The organism is Mycobacterium aquaticum, assembly GCF_002086485.1.
Taxonomy (GTDB): Bacteria; Actinomycetota; Actinomycetes; order Mycobacteriales; family Mycobacteriaceae; genus Mycobacterium; species Mycobacterium aquaticum.
The window spans coordinates 106,193-124,421 of sequence record NZ_MVHF01000016.1 but is presented as its reverse complement, the minus strand read 5'-3'; the positions used below and the strand labels follow the sequence as shown (position 1 = coordinate 124,421).

Annotated in this window: 18 protein-coding genes and 1 pseudogene; 10 read left to right on the top strand and 9 right to left on the bottom strand. The window is 61.6% G+C overall.

Annotated features, from left to right (window positions below):
• Positions 1-53: 53 nt before the first annotated feature.
• Positions 54-575 (top strand): Lrp/AsnC family transcriptional regulator, encoded by a 522-nt coding sequence (locus tag BST13_RS17385; protein ID WP_083165257.1) that lies wholly within the window; start codon positions 54-56, stop codon positions 573-575.
• On the top strand, positions 572-1,933 hold the full coding sequence (locus BST13_RS17380; protein ID WP_083165256.1) for an FAD-binding oxidoreductase: 1,362 nt from the start codon (positions 572-574) through the stop codon (positions 1,931-1,933). The genes BST13_RS17385 and BST13_RS17380 overlap by 4 nt, the downstream gene beginning before the upstream one ends.
• Before the next feature lie 91 nt (positions 1,934-2,024).
• On the opposite strand, the gene BST13_RS40420 is transcribed toward BST13_RS17380, so the two are convergent.
• The gene (locus BST13_RS40420; protein ID WP_083165255.1) at positions 2,025-2,474 is read right to left on the bottom strand and encodes a DUF3237 domain-containing protein; all 450 of its coding nucleotides are present in this window, start codon (positions 2,472-2,474) and stop codon (positions 2,025-2,027) included.
• A 218-nt stretch (positions 2,475-2,692) separates the two neighbouring features.
• Between BST13_RS40420 and BST13_RS17370 the strand changes: the two are divergent.
• Positions 2,693-3,788: pseudogene (locus tag BST13_RS17370) on the top strand (CaiB/BaiF CoA transferase family protein).
• A 34-nt stretch (positions 3,789-3,822) separates the two neighbouring features.
• Here BST13_RS17370 and BST13_RS17365 read toward each other — a convergent pair.
• Complete coding sequence (locus BST13_RS17365) at positions 3,823-4,692, bottom strand: enoyl-CoA hydratase/isomerase family protein (RefSeq protein WP_083165254.1); 870 nt, start codon at positions 4,690-4,692, stop codon at positions 3,823-3,825.
• Between the two features lie 250 nt (positions 4,693-4,942).
• On the opposite strand from BST13_RS17365, the gene BST13_RS17360 reads away from it, so the two are divergent.
• The 6 genes from BST13_RS17360 to BST13_RS17335 all read left to right on the top strand — a co-directional run bounded on the left by BST13_RS17360 (position 4,943) and on the right by BST13_RS17335 (position 9,553).
• The gene (locus BST13_RS17360; protein ID WP_083165253.1) at positions 4,943-5,776 is read left to right on the top strand and encodes an SDR family oxidoreductase; all 834 of its coding nucleotides are present in this window, start codon (positions 4,943-4,945) and stop codon (positions 5,774-5,776) included.
• 160 nt (positions 5,777-5,936) lie between these two features.
• Positions 5,937-6,566, top strand: coding sequence for a TetR/AcrR family transcriptional regulator (locus BST13_RS17355; RefSeq protein WP_083165252.1), 630 nt, complete (start codon positions 5,937-5,939; stop codon positions 6,564-6,566).
• A gap of 129 nt (positions 6,567-6,695) precedes the next feature.
• Positions 6,696-7,370 carry a TetR/AcrR family transcriptional regulator gene (locus BST13_RS17350; protein WP_158087159.1) on the top strand — a complete coding sequence of 225 codons (675 nt, stop codon included), beginning with the start codon at positions 6,696-6,698 and terminating at the stop codon, positions 7,368-7,370.
• A 709-nt stretch (positions 7,371-8,079) separates the two neighbouring features.
• The gene (locus BST13_RS38715; RefSeq protein WP_142282800.1) at positions 8,080-8,415 is read left to right on the top strand and encodes a VirB8/TrbF family protein; all 336 of its coding nucleotides are present in this window, start codon (positions 8,080-8,082) and stop codon (positions 8,413-8,415) included.
• Between the two features lie 152 nt (positions 8,416-8,567).
• Positions 8,568-9,041: a hypothetical protein gene (locus BST13_RS17340; protein WP_083165249.1), complete on the top strand. Its 474-nt coding sequence runs from the start codon at positions 8,568-8,570 to the stop codon at positions 9,039-9,041.
• Between the two features lie 86 nt (positions 9,042-9,127).
• The gene (locus BST13_RS17335) at positions 9,128-9,553 is read left to right on the top strand and encodes a hypothetical protein (RefSeq protein WP_211296109.1); all 426 of its coding nucleotides are present in this window, start codon (positions 9,128-9,130) and stop codon (positions 9,551-9,553) included.
• A 13-nt stretch (positions 9,554-9,566) separates the two neighbouring features.
• Here the strand turns inward: BST13_RS17335 and BST13_RS39765 are convergent, their stop codons facing one another.
• Positions 9,567-9,941, bottom strand: a complete 375-nt coding sequence (locus tag BST13_RS39765) for a hypothetical protein (protein WP_083165247.1) — start codon at positions 9,939-9,941, stop codon at positions 9,567-9,569.
• Positions 9,942-10,083: 142 nt separating this feature from the next.
• Here BST13_RS39765 and BST13_RS17325 point away from each other — a divergent pair, with 142 nt between their 5' ends.
• A complete protein-coding gene (locus BST13_RS17325) occupies positions 10,084-10,602 on the top strand; it encodes an Rv2253/PknI dimerization domain-containing protein (RefSeq protein WP_083165246.1) in 519 nt (172 codons plus the stop codon).
• 14 nt (positions 10,603-10,616) lie between these two features.
• Here BST13_RS17325 and BST13_RS17320 read toward each other — a convergent pair whose 3' ends face one another.
• From BST13_RS17320 to BST13_RS17295, 6 genes are read right to left on the bottom strand one after another with little or no spacing between them, the layout of a single operon-like run.
• The gene (locus BST13_RS17320; protein WP_083165245.1) at positions 10,617-12,227 is read right to left on the bottom strand and encodes an MCE family protein; all 1,611 of its coding nucleotides are present in this window, start codon (positions 12,225-12,227) and stop codon (positions 10,617-10,619) included.
• The gene (locus BST13_RS17315) at positions 12,227-13,456 is read right to left on the bottom strand and encodes an MCE family protein (protein WP_083165244.1); all 1,230 of its coding nucleotides are present in this window, start codon (positions 13,454-13,456) and stop codon (positions 12,227-12,229) included. Before BST13_RS17315 ends, BST13_RS17320 begins: the two co-directional genes overlap by 1 nt.
• Before the next feature lie 2 nt (positions 13,457-13,458).
• Positions 13,459-14,763 (bottom strand): MCE family protein, encoded by a 1,305-nt coding sequence (locus BST13_RS17310; RefSeq protein ID WP_083165243.1) that lies wholly within the window; start codon positions 14,761-14,763, stop codon positions 13,459-13,461.
• Complete coding sequence (locus BST13_RS17305) at positions 14,760-15,842, bottom strand: MCE family protein (protein WP_083165242.1); 1,083 nt, start codon at positions 15,840-15,842, stop codon at positions 14,760-14,762. Before BST13_RS17305 ends, BST13_RS17310 begins: the two co-directional genes overlap by 4 nt.
• Positions 15,842-16,867 carry an MCE family protein gene (locus BST13_RS17300; protein ID WP_083165241.1) on the bottom strand — a complete coding sequence of 342 codons (1,026 nt, stop codon included), beginning with the start codon at positions 16,865-16,867 and terminating at the stop codon, positions 15,842-15,844. Before BST13_RS17300 ends, BST13_RS17305 begins: the two co-directional genes overlap by 1 nt.
• Positions 16,864-18,090 carry an MCE family protein gene (locus BST13_RS17295; protein WP_083165240.1) on the bottom strand — a complete coding sequence of 409 codons (1,227 nt, stop codon included), beginning with the start codon at positions 18,088-18,090 and terminating at the stop codon, positions 16,864-16,866. The genes BST13_RS17300 and BST13_RS17295 overlap by 4 nt, the downstream gene beginning before the upstream one ends.
• Between the last annotated feature and the right edge of the window lie 139 nt (positions 18,091-18,229).

The window sequence follows — 18,229 nt, the reverse complement described above, 5'->3', positions numbered from 1 at the left end:
TGGTGGGTGTCTAAGCACTGGACGACCCTGAGCACATCCCGGTGAGCTGAAGCATGATCAGCCTCGACCAACTCGACTCGGACTTGATCGATCTGCTAGGGCGCAACGCCCGCATGGGCGTCGCCGAACTGGCGTCGAATCTCGGCGTCGCGCGCAACACCGTCCAGTCGCGGCTGCGCCGACTGGAGGAGAGCGGGCTGCTGCGGGGCTTCCGACCCGACATCGATCTGGCCGTCGCGGGCGTCGTGGTCCAGGCGTTCATCGCCTTGGAGGTACAGCAGGGCCGCCTGTTGCGCATCGCCGAACTGCTCACGGCCATACCGGAAGTCCTGGAGATCCACGTGACCACGGGCCGGGAGGATCTGCTCGCCCGGGTCGCGACGGAAACCCAGGCCGGGTTGCAGGAGCTCATCGAGCATATTGTCGGGATTCCGGGCGTGGTGCATTCGAGCACCACCCTGACCTTGACCACGCCGCTGAGCTATCGAACACAGCCACTGCTGCAGAAGCTGACCAAGACGCGCGGGTGGGGCCGGTCGACGCCCGCACCGCGCGACGAGGAGCCATCCTCATGACGCCGCTCGAGGCGCTCGCCGCCGCCCTGCCGACAGGCGCGGTGCTGCGCGACCCTGACGTGATCGAGCGGTACCGGCGAGATTCCGCGGCGAACCCGACCGCGGGCACGCCACTGGCAGTGGTGCGCGCCACCTGCACCGAAGACGTGCAGGAGGTGCTGCGCTGGGCCTCGACACACCGCGTCCCGGTGGTGCCGCGCGGTGCCGGGTCCGGATTGTCCGGCGGTGCCGACGCGGTGGACGGTGCGATCGTGCTCAGCACCGAACGCATGCGCGACATCCGGATCGACGTGGCCACCCGCACTGCGGTGGTGCAACCGGGTCTGACCAACACCGAGGTCAAACGGGCTGCCGCCGAGCATGGTCTGTGGTACCCGCCGGATCCTGCCTCGGTCGACATCTCGTCGATCGGCGGCAACGCGGCCACCAATGCGGGCGGATTGTGCTGCGTGAAGTACGGCGTGACGGGCGATTACGTGCTGGGCATGCAGGTGGTGCTGGCCGACGGCACCGCCGTGCGCCTCGGCGGAGCGCGCCTCAAAGACGTTGCGGGCCTGTCGTTGACGAAGCTGTTCGTGGGCTCCGAAGGCATCCTCGGCGTCATCACCGAACTCACGCTGCGGCTCATCCCCACCCAGTCGCCCGCCTCGACCGTGGTGGCCCTGTTCGGCTCGGTGCAGGATGCCGCCGACGCCGTCGTCGCCATCACCGGAGCGCTTCGCCCGGCGATGCTGGAATTCATGGACCACGCCAGCATCAACGCGGTCGAGGACCACATGAAGATGGGGCTCGACCGGTCGGCGCGGGCCATGTTGTTGGTGCAGTCGGACGCGCCAGGGGCAGCCGCCGACGAAGTGGCCACCATCCTCGCCCTGTGCGAGAAGTGCGGGGCAACAGAGGTTTTCGCCACCGACGATGCGGCTGAGGGCGCCGCGTTCACCGCGGCCCGGCGGGCGATGTTCCCCGCGGTCGAGAAACTCGGCAGCCTGCTGCTGGAGGACGTCGGGGTTCCGATACCGCAGTTGCCTGCCATGGTGACCGGGGTCGAGGACATCGCCGACGAGTGCGATGTGCTCATCTGCATGGTGGCCCACGCCGGGGACGGCAACACCCACCCGGTCATCGTGTTCGATCCCACCGATGCCGACGCCACCGACCGTGCGCACCGTGCCTTCGCCCGCATCATGGAGCTGGCGATCGGACTCGGCGGCACCATCACCGGCGAGCACGGGGTCGGCCGACTCAAGCGTGACTGGCTGCCGGCCCAGCTCGGCGACGACGTGATGGCCTTGACCCACCGCATCAAAAACGCGCTCGACCCCCACGGGATCCTCAACCCCGGCGCCGTGCTGCGCTGAGCAATCCGCTCAGCTGGCGATGTGACGGCTACCACAGATTAACCATCTTGCTCAGTTGCGAGCGCTTGTGTTGACCGTGGTGATGAGCTCGTCAACACACTTCGAAGACGTCGATCGTCGCGGCGTTCCTCGAACGTCGGCCGCTGCCAATCGTCAATACCCTGGTCAACCAGACAAGTTCAGGGTCATCAGTCTCAAAGAAGAGACACTCGCGGAAGTAGTACGAATCCGCCGGCACGTCGGCGCCGGTAGCAAACAGGTCCATAACTCCCGGTGGACCATGGCGGAGGCCCTGGCCCCGGAGGTACACCGATGTTCCACGACTTGTCAGTAGGACAGCGCGGATGTCAAGTTCGACAACACCGTCTGCCCGCACCCGTTGCACATCGGATCCGCCGGGCAATATCTCCCCGGACAAGCAGTCTCCGATCACGCTGCCACCAGTAACTGCCACGAACCGCCGTTCACCAGACGGACACGGCACAACGAGTGCGTCGTCAAGACCCACGTTGAGGCAGAAAAGTTTTCGCGTAGTGAGCATCGCAGCGATCACACCTCCACTGTGCAGGCTTTTATCTTACGTGATGTAATATTAATGATGGATATGCCTCCATCTAGCGCCGACAAGGAGGGCCGCCGCGGTGCCCCAGAGTTACGACAGTTCCTTCACACAATCACCACCATGCTGAAAACGCCACCCACATCGCTTGCGCCCCAGTGGCACTGGCCTTGCTGCCGGGCCGAATGGAAGCGCGCGGCATGAGCGGTCCGTTAGCCGGACTGCGCGTGATCGAACTGGCTGGAATAGGACCCACACCGCACGCAGCGATGTTGCTGGCCGATTGGGGCGCTGACGTCGTTCGGATCGTTCGACCGTCGGTCGCCGGCGAACCCGCTGACTCTTTCACCGAGACGCAATTGCGCAATCGCACTCTAATTGCCGTCGATCTCAAGGATCCCCAGCAAGTCACCGCCACATTGGATTTGGTTGATTCTGCGGACGTCCTAATCGAAGGCTTCCGGCCCGGGGGTGACTGAGCGTCTCGGTCTCGGGCCAGCCGAGTGCCTCAGCCGCAACGTCCAGTTGATCTATGCCCGGATGACTGGCTGGGGCCAGACTGGGCCGTTGGCGTACACAGCTGGACACGATTTGAATTACATCGCCATCACAGGAGTTCTGGCTACCATCGGCACGACCGAGCATCCCGTGATTCCGCTCAATCTGATCGGCGACTTCGGGGGCGGCTCAATGTTTCTTGTCGCGGGCATACTCGCCGCCCTTCACGAGCGCCAACACTCGGGCCGTGGACAGGTCATCGACGCTGCCATCGTCGACGGAGTCACCCAATTGGCCCACTCACTGTGGTCCTTTAGACGCCAGGGCATGTGGCAAGAGCAGCGAAACGCGAACATACTGGACGGCGGCACGCCGTGGTACGCGGTATATCGCTGTTCCGACGGCCGCCACGTCTCCATCGCCGCGCTTGAAGACCCGTTCTACGCGGCCCTGCTGCGCGGCCTTGGCATCGACCCTGCGAGGGTGCCGCCCCGTTGCGACCAGCAATCCTGGCCACAGCTGCGCTCTATGTTCGCGGCGATTTTCGCCACTCAACCACGCGACCATTGGGCTGATCTGTTCGAAGGAAGCGATGCCTGCGTCGCACCTGTGCTGACCCTCAGCGAAGCGCTTGCGCACCCGCATCTAAAGCAACGCAAGGTATTCGACTACGGAGCCGACGACCAACAGCCTGCACCGGCGCCGCGGTTCAGCCGTTCTGGACGCGCCGCGTACCGTCCACCAGGAGCGTCGATTGGTGACTTAGTTGCCCAACGCGAAGTATGGCCTGCTCGATGATGCCGGGCCGTCCTACGGCACCGCAAGCGCTTCGTCACAATGGCTGCGAACCAGCAGACCCTTCATGTCGACAGGCCGTGAAGGAAGCAGCGAAACCTCCCGCATTGGCGCACATCACCTGTGTTCGGTTCTCGATGTCCATTGCATGCCGCAAACTCGGCGCGTCGACGGTCTGCCACATCGTCTCTTTGGTCATCCACACCGCCAAAGGAGAATGCTGAGCGATCTCACGTGCCTTCTCAACGGCGACGTCGAGAAGGGCGTTGTCATCCACGATGTCGAGCACCAAGCCGGTCTCCGCTGCTTCGTAGGCATCGAATACCCTTCCGGTGAGCATCAATTCAGCAGCCCGAGAAGCGCCGATGAGTCTCGGCAGATGATAGCTGGTGCCCATATCGCACGCTGAGATGCCGTGCCTGATGAACACCGCGCCAAATGTGGCCTGCGGGCTGGCATAGCGGATGTCACATGCCAACGCCAACGCAAATCCGCCGCCGAGGGCGGCGCCGTTGACAGCTGCGATGACCGGCTGGCGCAGGCGGTGGATCTTTTCGAAGGCCGACGCCATCAATTCTTGCGCCGAGAGTGTGATGACAGCCCGCGATGAAGCTGAAGCCAGCAGCGCACCCGACGGCGTCGCCGTGTAGTCGGTGAAATCATCTGGGCTGGCTTTAATGTCGGCACCAGCGCAGAATATTGAGCCGGCTCCGGTGATGACGACGACACGAACAACTGGGTCGCCGGCTATGGCATCCAGGGTGCGATGCAGCGCGGCCAATGTCTGCGAGTCGAGCGAATTGCCGCGGCGAGGACGGAAGATCGAAAGAACGATGATCGCACCTTCGTCGAGGCGCTTGAGTTCAATTGCCTCGGATGCGCCCGAGGTCGATCCACCTGAACTCATTGAACCCTACTCCTTTTGGCGGAGAGACTTATTCACAAATGGACATGTGTGCCGTTAGCGCATGAGACATGCAGCCACGATGCGCCGACCCGACGATGTTCACGGCTGGAGCCCGGCGCCACGTGAACGTTATCTTACATCACGTAATATAATGCGTCTAGTGTGCGTGTTGGAGCTGGGTATGCCAAGCGGAGCGTGATTTCAGACCCGAGACGCGGCCTCAACATCTCAATACGAGAAGGGATTTGGTATGAGCGGATCACTGCGTGACGTCGTCGTCGTGGTGGGCGCGGGCGGGATGGGGCACGCTATCGCACGGCGCATCGCCGCGGGCAGGAAAGTGCTCCTCGCAGACGTCGATGCTCACAGAGCTGAGCGCATTGCCGACGAGTTGGCCGGCGACGGGCATGTCGTTGTGCCCGCACGGGTTGACGTGAGCGAGGTGGAGTCGGTCACGTCACTAGCCGCGCTAGCGAGCGAATCTGGCAGCGTCGTCAATGTGGTCCACACAGCGGGCTTATCGCCGGAACAGGCACCCGTCGAGGCGATCTTGGCCGTCGACCTTCTGGGAGTGGCATTAACGCTCGACGCTTTCCAACCGGTGATCGCGCCAGGAGGCGCCGGCGTCGTGATCGCCAGCATGGCCGGCCACTTCGGGCCTACGCTGCCAGCCGACGCACAGCACAGCCTTGCCACAGCGCCTTCCCGGAACCTGCTCGCACTGCCGGTGTGCGCGCCGGATCAGGTCACAACCCCGCAAGCTGCCTACATTCTGGCGAAGCGCGCAAATCACCTCCGGGTCGCCGCAGCTGCAGCCGCCTGGGGCGAGCGCGGGGCGCGGATCAACACGATCAGCCCCGGCGTGATTTCCACGGCGATGGGTCGGCGAGAGCTGGGGGCCGCTTCAGGTGATGGGGTCCGTGCAATGATCGCCGGCTCTGGCGTGCAACGAATCGGTACACCCGAAGACATTGCGGCAGCCACCGAGTTCCTTCTCAGCTCGAACGCGTCATTCATCACCGGCACGGATTTGATTGTCGACGGCGGCGTTACTGCAGCAGTGCGGCCAGCCTTGACGGGATGACCCGGGCAGACATGTGCGCCTGCGTATCGTCGATGGTCGACCCGAGCCGACACACGATGAGACGGTCTCGCAGTCACAAGCGGATTACACAGGGCGAGAAACGACGATGGTAGCGTCCTTCGGTTGATGTCCGATTCGGTGTCAGACTACGAGTAGCGAGATGAAGCGACAGAGACAAACCGAAACGGCGCCCGCCGACCATCAATCACCTTCGGCATCACGCGGCCGTCCCAAAGACCACCGGCGCCGTGACGCCGTCCTGGCCGCGACGCGCGACATACTGGCGGCCCGAGGGTACGACGATCTGACACTGGCCGAGGCTGCCCGCGTCGCGGGAGTATCTCGGCCGTTCGTCTACGACAACTGGGGCACCAAATTTGCCCTCGTCGAGGATGCCATCTTCACCGCTGCCGAGCATTCCCCGCAGATCACCGACGACATGCCCATCGCCGAAGCGATGCGAGAGCTCATCACCGCCATGGTGAGGGTGCAATCAGATCCGGCTTATCTCGTCGGCGTCCCGGGGCTGTCGGCGGAGCTCTACAAGCGGTCCGATCTCGTTGATCAAATCGAGCAGAAGTACATCGCTCCGGTGCGAGCGATATACATACGGGTGATCGAGCGCGGCAAGACAGAGGGGGTCGTCCGGCGCGAAACCGACGGCAGCGCGCTCATGGACACCGTTCGCGGTGCTGTGATGCTGCATACGTTGGTCAATCCCAAGCTCAGTCCGACCACGCTCATCGATCATCTGTGCGGGCTGATCCTCGGCGGGATCCTCGAAAGGTGACCGACCTCGGGCAAGACGCCCCGGCACACCCAACGGAGCAAAGCATAGGCTCGATAATGTGCGGTCCGCCGCGCTCTTTAAGCTGAAGGCATGCCTCCCCGGCGTCGTGGCCCACGTGTTGACGTCAACGTGCGCACACTCCTTCTCGACACAGCCGAACGGCTACTAGGTGAACAACCCCGTCAAGCAGCTTCCCTGCGAGCGATCGCGCTTGAGGCTGGGGTAACTCCAGCCGCGCTCCTGCATCATTTCGCCGACCGCAATGACTTGCTCGACGCGGTCGTTGCCAGGCGCTTCGGTGCCGTCACCGAGAAGACGTCAGCTCGGCTTACAGCGCTCATCAACAGCGAGCAGAACGTTGGCGTCGATGCAGTCATCGCAGCCGTACTGGAGCCCCTCATCGAGGTCGTAGACGGAGATCCGGTTGGGGGCTTCCTATGGTTGAGGATATTCAGCGATCTCGCGCTCACCGGCAGTCCGGTATGGCGTAGAGCGATATCGGCCGAAACCGACCTTGCCCGGCTCTATATCGCCGCGGCCGGTCGAGCAATGCCCGATCTTTCGGACGCCGAGGTCAATACGCGGACGCTCATCGCTTTGTATTCAGCGCTCGCGGTGTTGGCCAACGCCGACCTGGAGGCGTTCGGCCGCCCGCTGGGGCCCACCGGGCTTGATCCTCTCTTCGTTCAGCAGCTGTTGCTGTTCACCAGCGCTGGCCTTGCTGCAAATCCCGTTCCGAAGAAACCCGCACCGAAACCTCGGCGCCAGCGAGCCACACGGCTTAGCCCGACACGCTCGCGCTGAGCAGCGGTTCAGTTCCGGCCACCGCGTTCAGATTTCGCTCGAAGCGATTCTCACCGAGGCTCTCCGGGCTCTAGCATCGATTTAATCACTAGTTTAAACTATTTAATCACTAGTTAAAACTGCTCGACGAGATGAGACTCGTCTCGGCCCCCAGGGTTGCCATTGCTGTCTCACTGCCAGTCGCCAGCACACTGCCAGGAAGGGGTCTCTTTTGAGCTCAAGTTCAACCCGAGGCACGACAGTCAGCGATCCCCCCGACACCGCAGAGGTTCAACAGGACGACGTTGAAGCAATCGCAGACCTCGAACTTCGACGCGCGGAGGCCGAAGCTGCTGCCGCAGAAGCACTTGCGCTGGCCGCGCAACTGCGCGCCAGGGAGCTCCGGTTGCAGGCCTCGGCTGACGATTCGCCGGCGGGTGCGGACGCAAGAAACGAAGGCGACGATACCGCGACCGAGATTGACGGTAGTGCAGGCGACCCGGATGCCGAGGCAAACGAATTGGGCCGGGGCAGAACCAAACGCCGACTGACAATCCGACTACGCGCTCACCGCTCGGCACGTCAGTCGATCAAGCGGATCTGCGTCATTCTCGTGGCAGCGCTCACGTGCGGTTTGGTCGGAGCGAGCGTATGGATGGTTGTCCAGCACCGAAACATGTTGTCCCAGCAGAGAACTGCGGCAGAGTTCTCCGCAGCGGCCCGCCAAGCAGTGATCACGCTGATGTCTATGAACTACCAACAGGCCAAACAGGACGTACAGCGAGTTATCGACGACGCCACCGGTGATTTCCGTGCAGACTTCGCCGCTCACGCAGATGACTTCACCAAAGTCGTCGAGACTTCCAAAGTTGTCACCACCGCCGCGGTGAACGTTTCCGCCGTGCAATCGATGACACCGAATTCAGCCGTAGTCCTGGTGGCCGCCACATCGGAAGTCACCAATGCCGGCGGAGCCGACAAGGCGCCTCGGACGTGGCGTCTGATCGTGACGATCACCCGCGATTCGGGGCAGATGAAGATGTCGAAAGTCGAGTTCGTGCCGTGAAACTTGCCCAGCTCAGCGTCAGCAGGCGCCCCCGGAGATCGGCCGGACCCGACGATCCGGTGGACCCCACTAGTGATACGGCGAACGTAGCCGGCAGCACACCCGCTAACGGTGTCTCCAGATGGAGGAGGCTGCATAGCGCGCGACTTCGCATGGCCCCGACCGCTCTCGCGGTATCGTTCGTCCTTGCGTGCACGGCGGCCACATTTATCTTCATCAACCAGTACCGCTCAGATCAGCAGACGAACCCGGTGGTCGCTGACGCCGTTGTCCAGGCGGCCACAAAAGGCACAATCGCCGTGTTGTCCTACAAGCCCGACACGGCGGACACCGACTTCTCGACCGCGAAGACATACCTCACGGGCGACTTCCTGTCCTACTACGATCATTTCGTTCAACAGGTTGTCTCCCCTGCCGTCCACAAGAATGGCGTGCACACGACGGCTACGGTTGCGCATGCCGCTGTTGTGCAGTTGCAACCTGACGAGGCGCAAGTGCTGTTGTTTGTCAATCAGTCAACCGCCAGTGCGACAACAACAGCGCCGAGCATGACTGCATCCAGTATCAAAGTCGGACTCCGGAAAGTCGACTCGGAATGGTTGATATCGTCGTTCGACCCCGTGTAGGTCACTCAAAGCTCTGTTCCGTCGCTACGGCAGTTTCGCCCGTGGCCATAAGGATCTTCCGATCCCCATATGCGCCTGCTAGGTCCATGATCATCAAGCACATCGCGGGCCTGGCGATCACGGTCGCTATCGCGATCACGACGGCTCCTATGTGCGCCGGCGGGTACGCACGAGCGGCACCAGAAGCACTTCGTTCAGTGAAGTACGTAGTGTCGACACACGATTCGCGAGATGTGCACATCTACTACCGCGACATAGATCCGCCAAACTGGGCGGACTACAGCCACAACCCGTACGTATTCAGTCCGAAGGTGGACGTACATCTCGGTGAGGACACGTCGTGGGTGCATGAGGTGACGCTCGCAGATCCGGCGCAATGGGCGATGGTCGTGGTCAGCAGCGCCGAACAAGCTGAAGCTCGACCGACGCATTGCGAGATCTTCGTTGACGGTGTTCTCGCCATGTCGAACGAGGGTCCCAGCGGGGTGCTGTGCTCCATTCGGTCGTGGTGAGCAGATGTCAAGTTCAGGTGTCTCCGCGCTGCCAACTGGTGACGCCGTTGGTCGCAACACAGATCAGAAACAGTCCGTCCGGGCCCTGCGCAACGTGGAACTCTTTTCCTTCGCAAGTGGCGCCTTCGACTTTGATGCCGTCCATCGTTGGGGCTCGGAAGTACCTCGGCGCATAGCGCCGCGGAGATCCGCAAAACACCAGCCGCCCCCAGGAAGTCGTTCCAAATACGTAGTAGCTCGTGTCGTCACACGGTGCACCCAGCGCGACGTCCCCCACGATTCCTGGCGTACACGACGGACCATCGCAACTCGGCGGCTCGGCTACCGATACCGGCGCCGTTATCACAGCGGTGGCTGTCAGACCCAGCAGTACCAACGCGTTTTGCATAGACTCATTCTCTCATTCGGACGCCGAGATATCATGAGTTCCGTTGTGCCACTGCTGCTTATGCATACTAGCGGCACCTATCGACACGGCCAAGCAGTAGGTCACCGAGCCTTCGAGTGCAGCCAAAAGGAAGTGAACACTCATGAGCACCTTGCCCCCGGGCTGGCAACGTGTCAGCGCAGGCATTACCGTCATGGTCGCCGCAGCAGCCGGGGCGCCGGCTTACGCACAGCCAGGCAGCGGCGACCTCAACGGTATCTTCACCGCGACTTCAAATGGTGACTGGGCGAAAACCAACGATGTGTACCGAGATGAGCTGTCCGTACGTAGCACGTGGCACATTACGACTACCTGCACCGCGCCAACGGAATGCGCTGGACACGTCGAAAGCGATGCCGGATGGACGGCCCCGATCTACCGCAAGAACACGATGTGGTACGTCAAACGCACAGTTCCGCAATGGGAATCGTGCCCGGATGGCGCAACAGCCGAAGGTGTTCAAACGTTTCGGTTTTATCCGGTCGATGAGAACGGCCAAATTCCACCGCAAGGGTCGAACATCTTCGCCGGGGAGGACAAGACCATCGCGCCGAGCGGAGCATGCGGAATCAACCAGCCGTTGGCGATCAGCATGCCTTTCAAGTTGGTTCAGGCTGAATAGTTCTTCCGCGAGAGTTACGTCGGTAGAAGATCTTTCCAGGACTTCGCGCGCGCCGACGGCACCAGGTCGGTTTGGCGCATGGGATGACCATCGGGCGACAGAAAGCCACCGGTTCGTGGGTTGTACTGCGTAACAGCGACCGAGCGCGAGATGTCAAGTCCGGTAGGAGAAAACGCGCTCGGTGACACGACCGGCGATGATGAGGGTTCCGGAGTACTCGGAGCCGGCTCGGTCGGCTCAGTATTTGTCTCGCCGTTATGGTTTTCCGGCGGGGTGCTCCCCGGCGAGTACTCCGGGGGACTGGGCGCCGAAGCATCGGGCCCTGTGCCTCCGACTGGGCCGAATATGTGATCACCGAAGTCCACCCGGTCATCAGGCGGGATACCTTGAGCTATCAAATTCGGGTCGATCGGATACGGTCCGAGGGTGTGCTGACGTAGAGCCAACGGCTCGAAGGGCTGGGGACTGTCGCAGAGTTGTACTGTGGGAGCGCGTTTTCCAGGATGGCCCATGCAGGGATAGTTCCGCGCACCGCGGACCCCGATCGGCGAATCCTGAGGCAGCTTGCAGTAGAGACCGTCAGGTGTGTCGACGGTGGAGGTGTCCGCTGGGGATCGCCACGACGACGGCGGCAAAAAGCCGACAGTGCACGCGGGCGGGTCGCTAAGGGTGAGGGCGAAGTCGCCCAGCGGCAACCCCACCGGGTTGTTCTGCACCAGCCCGTACGTCTGTACCGACGCAATGTACGGCGGCATCAGAACAAGTAGTTGCTGTATCGAGGGGTTGTAGGTTACGCCGACTTGACCGATTGTCGTCAGATTGGCCAGGAGCAGCGGCAGCGTGGGCTTTATCTGGTTGAGTAGTTTCGTCGCTTCGTTGACGGCTTCTGGCCCCGCTTGCAGGATTCGGCGCAGAGCAGCGTCATTTGCGACCAACTGACCCGTAACGCCGGCCAGGCTCCTCGCCCAGGCGCGAATCGCATCCGCGCTTTGAGCCTGAGAATCGATCAGTGGTGCGCTGTCTTCGACCAGTGCGCGACTCTGGTCGCTCACCGTGGCAAGGCTGCCACTGAGCGTGGCCGCAGAGTCGACTAATGACCCCAGGTCATAGTCGGCTCCACCGAATCCCGCGTAGGTCTCATCGAGCAGCTGCCCAAGCTTCGTTTGAGAAATGCTGTCGACCAGCGAGCTTGCCTGGTCGAGTAGTGGTCCGACAGGTTGTGGAATAGCGGTGTCGCGCTGGGCGATTACGGCACCGTCTTGCAGATAGGGACCCGAGTCGGTTCGCGGAAGCAGGTCGATGTACTGCTCCCCGATCGCTGAGAGACTGTGCACCTCGACGCGAAGATCTGCTGGCACTTTCGGCGTCGTGTCCAATGACAGGGTCGCTTCGGCGCCGGTGCGCGTCAGCTTCATCGCCGTGACCGTTCCGATCTTGACGCCACGATAAGTTACATTTGCAAAACGGTAGAGACCTCCGGACGCCGGCAATTCAACTGTCACGGTCATGCGGCCAATATCCAGCATGGTCGGTACCTGCAAATACACGATGGCCATCACGGCGGTGCCGATGATCGACGCGAGCGTGAAGATGACCAGTTGCGCCTTGATCAATCGTGTGAGCATCAGCTTCCGCCCTCCGTTCCGGCGTGGGGATCCGGCTTTGCGTCGACGGCGGGCCCGTACGGCCCCGCGAATATCTGAGATGGGTCTGGTCCGGCACCGGGCTGCGACGCTGGTGGCGAGGTAGCCGCCCCGACTCCTAACGGGTCATAGGTGTAGTTCAGATACCAGGGGTCGCCGGGCGCTGGAACCAGTTGTGCTCCTTCATCTCCCCACCGAGTGCCCAAGAACAGGTCACGCTTCAGCCGGGGAACGGTCAGATCGAAGGTTGGGAACAGGTTCATGTAGTCACCGCGGACGGCTCGGTCGATGAAGCTTTGGTCATACGGAAACGTGGTCGCCATCGCCAATGCAGTGTCAAGTTGTGGGCCCACGTCCGCCAAGGACTGGAGTGTGGGACCGAGGTTGCGCAGGTTGGACACAAGATCTTCCTGCGTGCGGTTGATGACTTGGTTCGCGGCGTTGCTGAATTCACCGAGTCGTTCGAGCGCGTTGGTAATGCGTGGTCTTTCTCTGTTCAGCACATCGAGCGCCGGCGGAATGGTCTGGAGCGTGCGCGAGAGCGTCTGGCGCTGGTCGGCAAAAGTTGCTGCCAGTCGGTTGAAGGACTCGATGAGCGCAGTGATGCTCTGTCGTTGATCGTCTACGACACCAGCGATTGCGTTCAGCCGGGAAAGTAAATCGCGGATGTCGGCGGTGCGACCGTGGAAGGCGTCGTTGGCGTTGCGAATGATGTCGCCGAATCGACCCAGGGCCCCACCGTTGACAACAGCGGACAGAGACGACAACGTCTGCTCGGTCGACGGATAGGTGGACGATCGGTCCAAGCCGATCGTTGCGCCGGGCATCAATGCGCCCTGGCCGGGCTTGTCGGGCGGTGTACCCAGTTGCAGGTGCATCGAACCGAGCAGGCTTGTCTGTCCCACGGTGGCGATAGCGTCGGCAGGAATGACGACGCCGGGTTTGACTGATATTTCGACATTGGCGTGCCAGTTCTTGACGGCCATCGACGTAATGCTTCCGACCACGACATCTGAGAACAGAACCGGGGAATTCGGCTCCAGCGTACCGACATTCGCAAGTTCGACGTGGTAGCTCGTCGAACCCGGGCCGCGGCCGACGGTCCCCGGCAACGGCAACGAATTGAGGCCGCCGTAGGCGCAGGAAGTTGAGGTGAGCGCGACACACAGCGCCGCTATCGCAGCGTGGCGCAACACCGGTTTGGTGGTCACGACTAAGGTGTCCCCTCTCTGGCTGTCGGTGTCTCTGCAGGCAATGGCGGCGCCGCAGTGCCAGGGCTGTCCGTTGACGACAAAGTCGGCAGCAGCAGCGTGGGCAGGTCTGGCGTCGCGGTTGTCGGCGTGCCGGCGCCGCCGGGGGCCAAGTTCGGGTCGGAGTAGATGATGTTGTTTGGGCTGGCAGATTTCGCCAGCAATGGGTTGACTGGGATCGGCAGATTGTTGAAGTTGAGCAAGCGCAGCCCAGGGCCGAGATACTGACTGCACAACTTGGCGGTTTCGGTAGAAGTGACGTTCTCTACGGCTCCGATGGCTCCGCAGATGAATTGCACGGGATTCGAGAAGTTGTTGAGTACGAACGCCCCTACAGCGCTGCCGGTGTCTGGGTTATAGATGTTGTAGGCGTTGGCGATCGCATTGGGAGCGACGTGCAGGATGTTCTCCAGGTCCGTCTTGTGGTCGACCAGATTTTGAGTGACATTGGCCAGGCGCTGGACTTGTTCAGCCGTCTGGTCACGACTTCCGGCGATGAATCGCTGCACTGTTCCGATCGCCGTCGACAAGTCGTTGAGCGCCGCGTCAAGGTCGGAACGGTTGTCATCGATGACGCCGGTAAGGGTGGCCAGCCTATCCTGGAACGAAACGACCTGTACGTTGCTGTCACGCAGCGCGTCGGCAAACGCCTGCAGGTTTTTGACGACGTCAACAACGTCACCGCTACCTGCGGCCAGAACTCGGGCCATGCCGGATAGCTCGGCGATCATCTGTCTGAGCCGTCCACCGTTGCCGTTGAGCGCTTCAGCAGTGGTGTCTATGAAACGTCCCAGCGAGCTCGAGGAAGAGTCGGAGTGCGGTCCCAAATCCGTGGCTAGTCGCATCAATTGGGTCTTGAGCTCGTCCCATTCGACCGGCACGGCAGTTCGTTCCAAAGGGATGGTGCCGCGGTCGGGCATTGTCGGACCACTGTCTTGGTACGCAGGGGTGAGAGCGACATACCGCGCAGACACGAGGTTTTGGGCAACGATGATCGCTTTGGCGTCCGCGGGAATCGCGATCTTGTGATCGATCGTCAAAGTCATCTTGGTTCGAGTGCCGACGGGCTCGATCGCCGAGATCGAACCTACTTTGACCCCGGCGACACGGACTTGGTCACCTCGATAAATCCCCGTTGCCGCCACGAAGTAGGCGGTTACCGTTGTCGTGGCGCAGTACGTCTGTCGGATCACCACAGCGATTCCCGCGATCAGCAGCGCTGCGAGCAGGACAGCGGTCGGCTTCGCCAACCTGCGTGCGGACCTCATCGCGATCCGCCCGGAATTCCGTTGTGCGGGATCGGGAATTCTGCTCTCGGCCCCGCGTTGTCGGGTGGTTGACCCGCGTTGACACCGCGGCGGAATCCAAATGCGTAGTCCAGAAACGGCTGCAGGGTCTGGGCGGGCTCCAGGTTAGGGATGAAGGCGTCGTAGTAGTAGCCGTTAGCTACGGTTTCCCCTTGGGTGATCTGATATTTCGCGAGCCCTGGCAATGCCTTGCCGATGTTGTCGCGGTTTTTCTCCAGCATTGCGGTTACCTTATTGAGTTGCGAAAGAGCCGGAGCGAGTTGCTTCTCGTTGTCTGCGACCAAGCCTGACAGTTGTTGCGCCACAGTCGAAGTGTTGGCCAGCAGCTGGACGATCGCGTGTTGGCGTTCAACGAGCACGCCGAGCAAGTCGTTGGCATTGAGGATCAGCGTGTTGACCTGATCGCTGCGCTTGGCGAGGATCCCGGTGATATCGGCAGCGTTTCGCAGCAGGCTACGCATCGTCTCATCACGGCTATTTATCGATCGCGACAGTCGCTTCAAGCCGTCGAACGTCGACTTCAGTTGGGGTGATACGCGTTCAATCGTTGTCGACAGGGTGTCCAGCGCCTGATTGAGAGCTTCCGTATCGGTACCCGCGGTGTTGGCGGCGAACTCACCAACGGCATCGGTCAACGAGTACGGCGACGAGGTACGGGTGGCAGGAATGATGTCGTTTGGCCTCAGTGCCGCCGATCCAGCCGGCTCCAGGACCAATACTCGTTCTCCAAGTAGTGTTCCGGTGCGGATGTGCGCCGTCGTTTGCGCTCCGATCTGATGTCGGGAATTCACGGTGAACGTGACGAGCGCTTGCCCGTGGGAGAGATCGACGCTCGTGACGGTGCCGACCTTGATTCCGGACAGCGTCACATCATTACCCTCGACGAGGCCGCCGGCTTCGGTGAACAGAGCTTGATGGCGTACCGCAGTCGCCATCTGGATGAGTCGTTCAGGCTGCAGGCCAACAAGAATGGTTAGAACTATCAGAACGAATCCGACGAACCCGGTCCGGATGAGGTGTGATCCACGGTATTTCAGCATCAGGGCTCGGCACACCTTCCGGTTTCTTGTTTGAACCACGGAAACACCGCGGTGCGGCCCTGAAGGTCGGTCACCCGCAATGTCAGGCCGCAGATGTAGTACTGAATGAAGCTGCCGTAGGCGCCCAGACGAACGAGCTTGCGGTAGTTCTCTGGCGCATGCTGCAGGGCAACGTCAACCTTGTCTTTGTCGTCGTTGAGCAATGGCGCCAACCGGTTGAGTTGGGTTACGGTTTCAGCCAAGGGAGGACGGGCGCTGGTCAACAGGCCCGCCAGTGATGCCGTTCCGGTACTGAGCGATTCGATCGCCTCCCCGATCGGATCGCGGTCGGCGGCCAGGCCCGTCACCAACTTCTCCAGACGATCGATGCTGCCCGAGAACTTCTCGCCCTGCTCCGACAGCACGCCCGTTACCGCCGAAAGGTTCTCGATCAGTGTCTGAATGGCCTGATCATGGTCGGCCAGCGTATTGGCAAACGAGGAGGTCCTGGAGAACAACGATTCAATGCTTCCGTCCTGCCCCTGCAAGATCTGGAGTAGTGCGCCTGTCAACGCGTTGACGTCCTGGGGGTTCAGTCCCCTGATCAGGGGACGCAATCCGCCGAGCAACAGGTCGAGATCAAGCGCCGGAGTCGTTCGCTCGACCGGTAATTGAGCTCCGGCCGACAGCACTTGGGCCGGTCCTGGTCCGTCGGACAACTCCAAGTACCGGTCGCCGACCAGATTCAGGTAACGCACGGCCACGGTGCTGCTGGTCGTCAGGACGATGTTCCGGTCGGTGTCGAAGTCGACCAGAACGGAGTTGTCTGGGCGCAATGACACGTCCTGAACCGTGCCCACTCGGATACCGGCCACCCGTACGGTGTCGCCGGATTTCAGCCGCGACACGTTGGTGAACACCGCTGAGTAGCTGTTGGTACTGCCCGCGCGGTACTGACTGAAGGTAACGAAAAGAGACGCGGTGAGCAGGGCCATTACCAACCCGAAGATGGTGAACTTCACCGCCGTGCCTTTGGCGCGGCTCATCCCGGTTGTCCGATCTGCGCAGTGTTGCGGGGCGGGCCGTCGATGGGACCAAACAACAACTGTTTGAGTCCGTCAGAGTTGAGCAGAATGCCTTGGTTGCCGTACTGCCAGGGATTGCTCCCGACGTCGGCAACTACGAACGGTGCTCGTGTATTTGGGGGCACGGTTGGCAGTCCGGCACACTGGGGCCCGCCGGTCGCCGCGACTTTCGGTAGATTGCCCGGGTAGCGGTAGCGCTCTGCTCCGAGGACGAAGCTGATTGAGACCATGGCACCCGGGACCGGCAATGGCGGCGCCTTCGCGAGAGTCCCGATACCTTGGAGACCGCAGTTCAGTGCCTGCCGGTACTGGTTCAGTAGGTCGGTGGTGGGTAGTAGCAGATGCATTACGTCGGTAAAAGGCTGACCGTTTTCGCCGACGACTTGATTACCCGCTTCAGCGAGGCCGATAGACGCGAGGAGGAGAGCGTCGAGGTCCTGCTGGCGGTCGATCAACGTTTGACTCACCTGTCTCGAATTGTCGGCGATAGATAGGAGATCCGGCGCGGCGTCGGCGTAGGCGTTGACAGCCAACGGCAGATTCTGAAGTTCGAGGCTCAGAGTCGACAGACTCGGATCGACGCCGGCCAGATAATGGTCCAGGTCGGTCAGGGACTGGCCGAGTTTTGCGCCCCGTCCGCTCAACCCCGAGGCGATGGCGGCCAGAGTTTGGTTGAGCTTGACCGGGTTGAGTTTTGCCAAGACGGTGGAAAGCTGTTCGAATACGGTATTGATTTCTACCGTCACATTCTTGGCGTCAAGAACAGCGCCCGCGTCCAAGTGCTCCGCAGAAGGATTTGGCGGCGGTACCAGGTCGACGTACTTGGCACCAAAAACAGTGCTCGAGGTGATGTCCACGAGCACGTTGCGTGGTATCAGCTCCAACTGCGACGGGTCCAAGGCCAGGTGCAACGCCGCTTGTCCGTCGGACAGTGCCTCGATTGCGGCCACTGTGCCCACCTGGATTCCTCGCATTTGCACCTTGGCATCGGGATTCATGACCAACCCGGCGCGTGGGGACAACACGGTCACAGCTACCGATGAGGTGAAGTCACCTCGGAACATGCCCACCGCCACCGAGATCACGCTGATCGCCGTTGCGACTGCGACAATTCCGGCAAGCGGACGGCCCACCTTCGACCATGAGATCGCGCGTGCTGGCGATGCACGGTTGTCGGGCCTCACTGCACACCACCACTACGCCGCCTCGCGCTGAGACAAGTCCTGTTGTGCGCCGGCCGCAGCAGGGCGGAACTCGAATTACCCACTTCTGCCGCTCTTTTCGAACCGCGGAGCGGTCCCAGCCAGCGATGTATGGCACTTG

Bases quoted from the DNA above. Each gene is read 5' to 3' on its own strand.
- BST13_RS39765 (WP_083165247.1), bottom strand. From the start codon at position 9,941: ATGCAAAACGCGTTGGTACTGCTGGGTCTGACAGCCACCGCTGTGATA.
- BST13_RS17310 (WP_083165243.1), bottom strand. From the start codon at position 14,763: ATGAGGTCCGCACGCAGGTTGGCGAAGCCGACCGCTGTCCTGCTCGCA.
- BST13_RS17360 (WP_083165253.1), top strand. From the start codon at position 4,943: ATGAGCGGATCACTGCGTGACGTCGTCGTCGTGGTGGGCGCGGGCGGG.
- BST13_RS17305 (WP_083165242.1), bottom strand. From the start codon at position 15,842: ATGCTGAAATACCGTGGATCACACCTCATCCGGACCGGGTTCGTCGGA.
- BST13_RS17335 (WP_211296109.1), top strand. From the start codon at position 9,128: ATGATCATCAAGCACATCGCGGGCCTGGCGATCACGGTCGCTATCGCG.
- BST13_RS17320 (WP_083165245.1), bottom strand. From the start codon at position 12,227: ATGCTCACACGATTGATCAAGGCGCAACTGGTCATCTTCACGCTCGCG.
- BST13_RS17385 (WP_083165257.1), top strand. From the start codon at position 54: ATGATCAGCCTCGACCAACTCGACTCGGACTTGATCGATCTGCTAGGG.
- BST13_RS17325 (WP_083165246.1), top strand. From the start codon at position 10,084: ATGAGCACCTTGCCCCCGGGCTGGCAACGTGTCAGCGCAGGCATTACC.
- BST13_RS17365 (WP_083165254.1), bottom strand. From the start codon at position 4,692: ATGAGTTCAGGTGGATCGACCTCGGGCGCATCCGAGGCAATTGAACTC.
- BST13_RS40420 (WP_083165255.1), bottom strand. From the start codon at position 2,474: ATGCTCACTACGCGAAAACTTTTCTGCCTCAACGTGGGTCTTGACGAC.
- BST13_RS17300 (WP_083165241.1), bottom strand. From the start codon at position 16,867: ATGAGCCGCGCCAAAGGCACGGCGGTGAAGTTCACCATCTTCGGGTTG.
- BST13_RS17355 (WP_083165252.1), top strand. From the start codon at position 5,937: ATGAAGCGACAGAGACAAACCGAAACGGCGCCCGCCGACCATCAATCA.
- BST13_RS17380 (WP_083165256.1), top strand. From the start codon at position 572: ATGACGCCGCTCGAGGCGCTCGCCGCCGCCCTGCCGACAGGCGCGGTG.
- BST13_RS17340 (WP_083165249.1), top strand. From the start codon at position 8,568: ATGGCCCCGACCGCTCTCGCGGTATCGTTCGTCCTTGCGTGCACGGCG.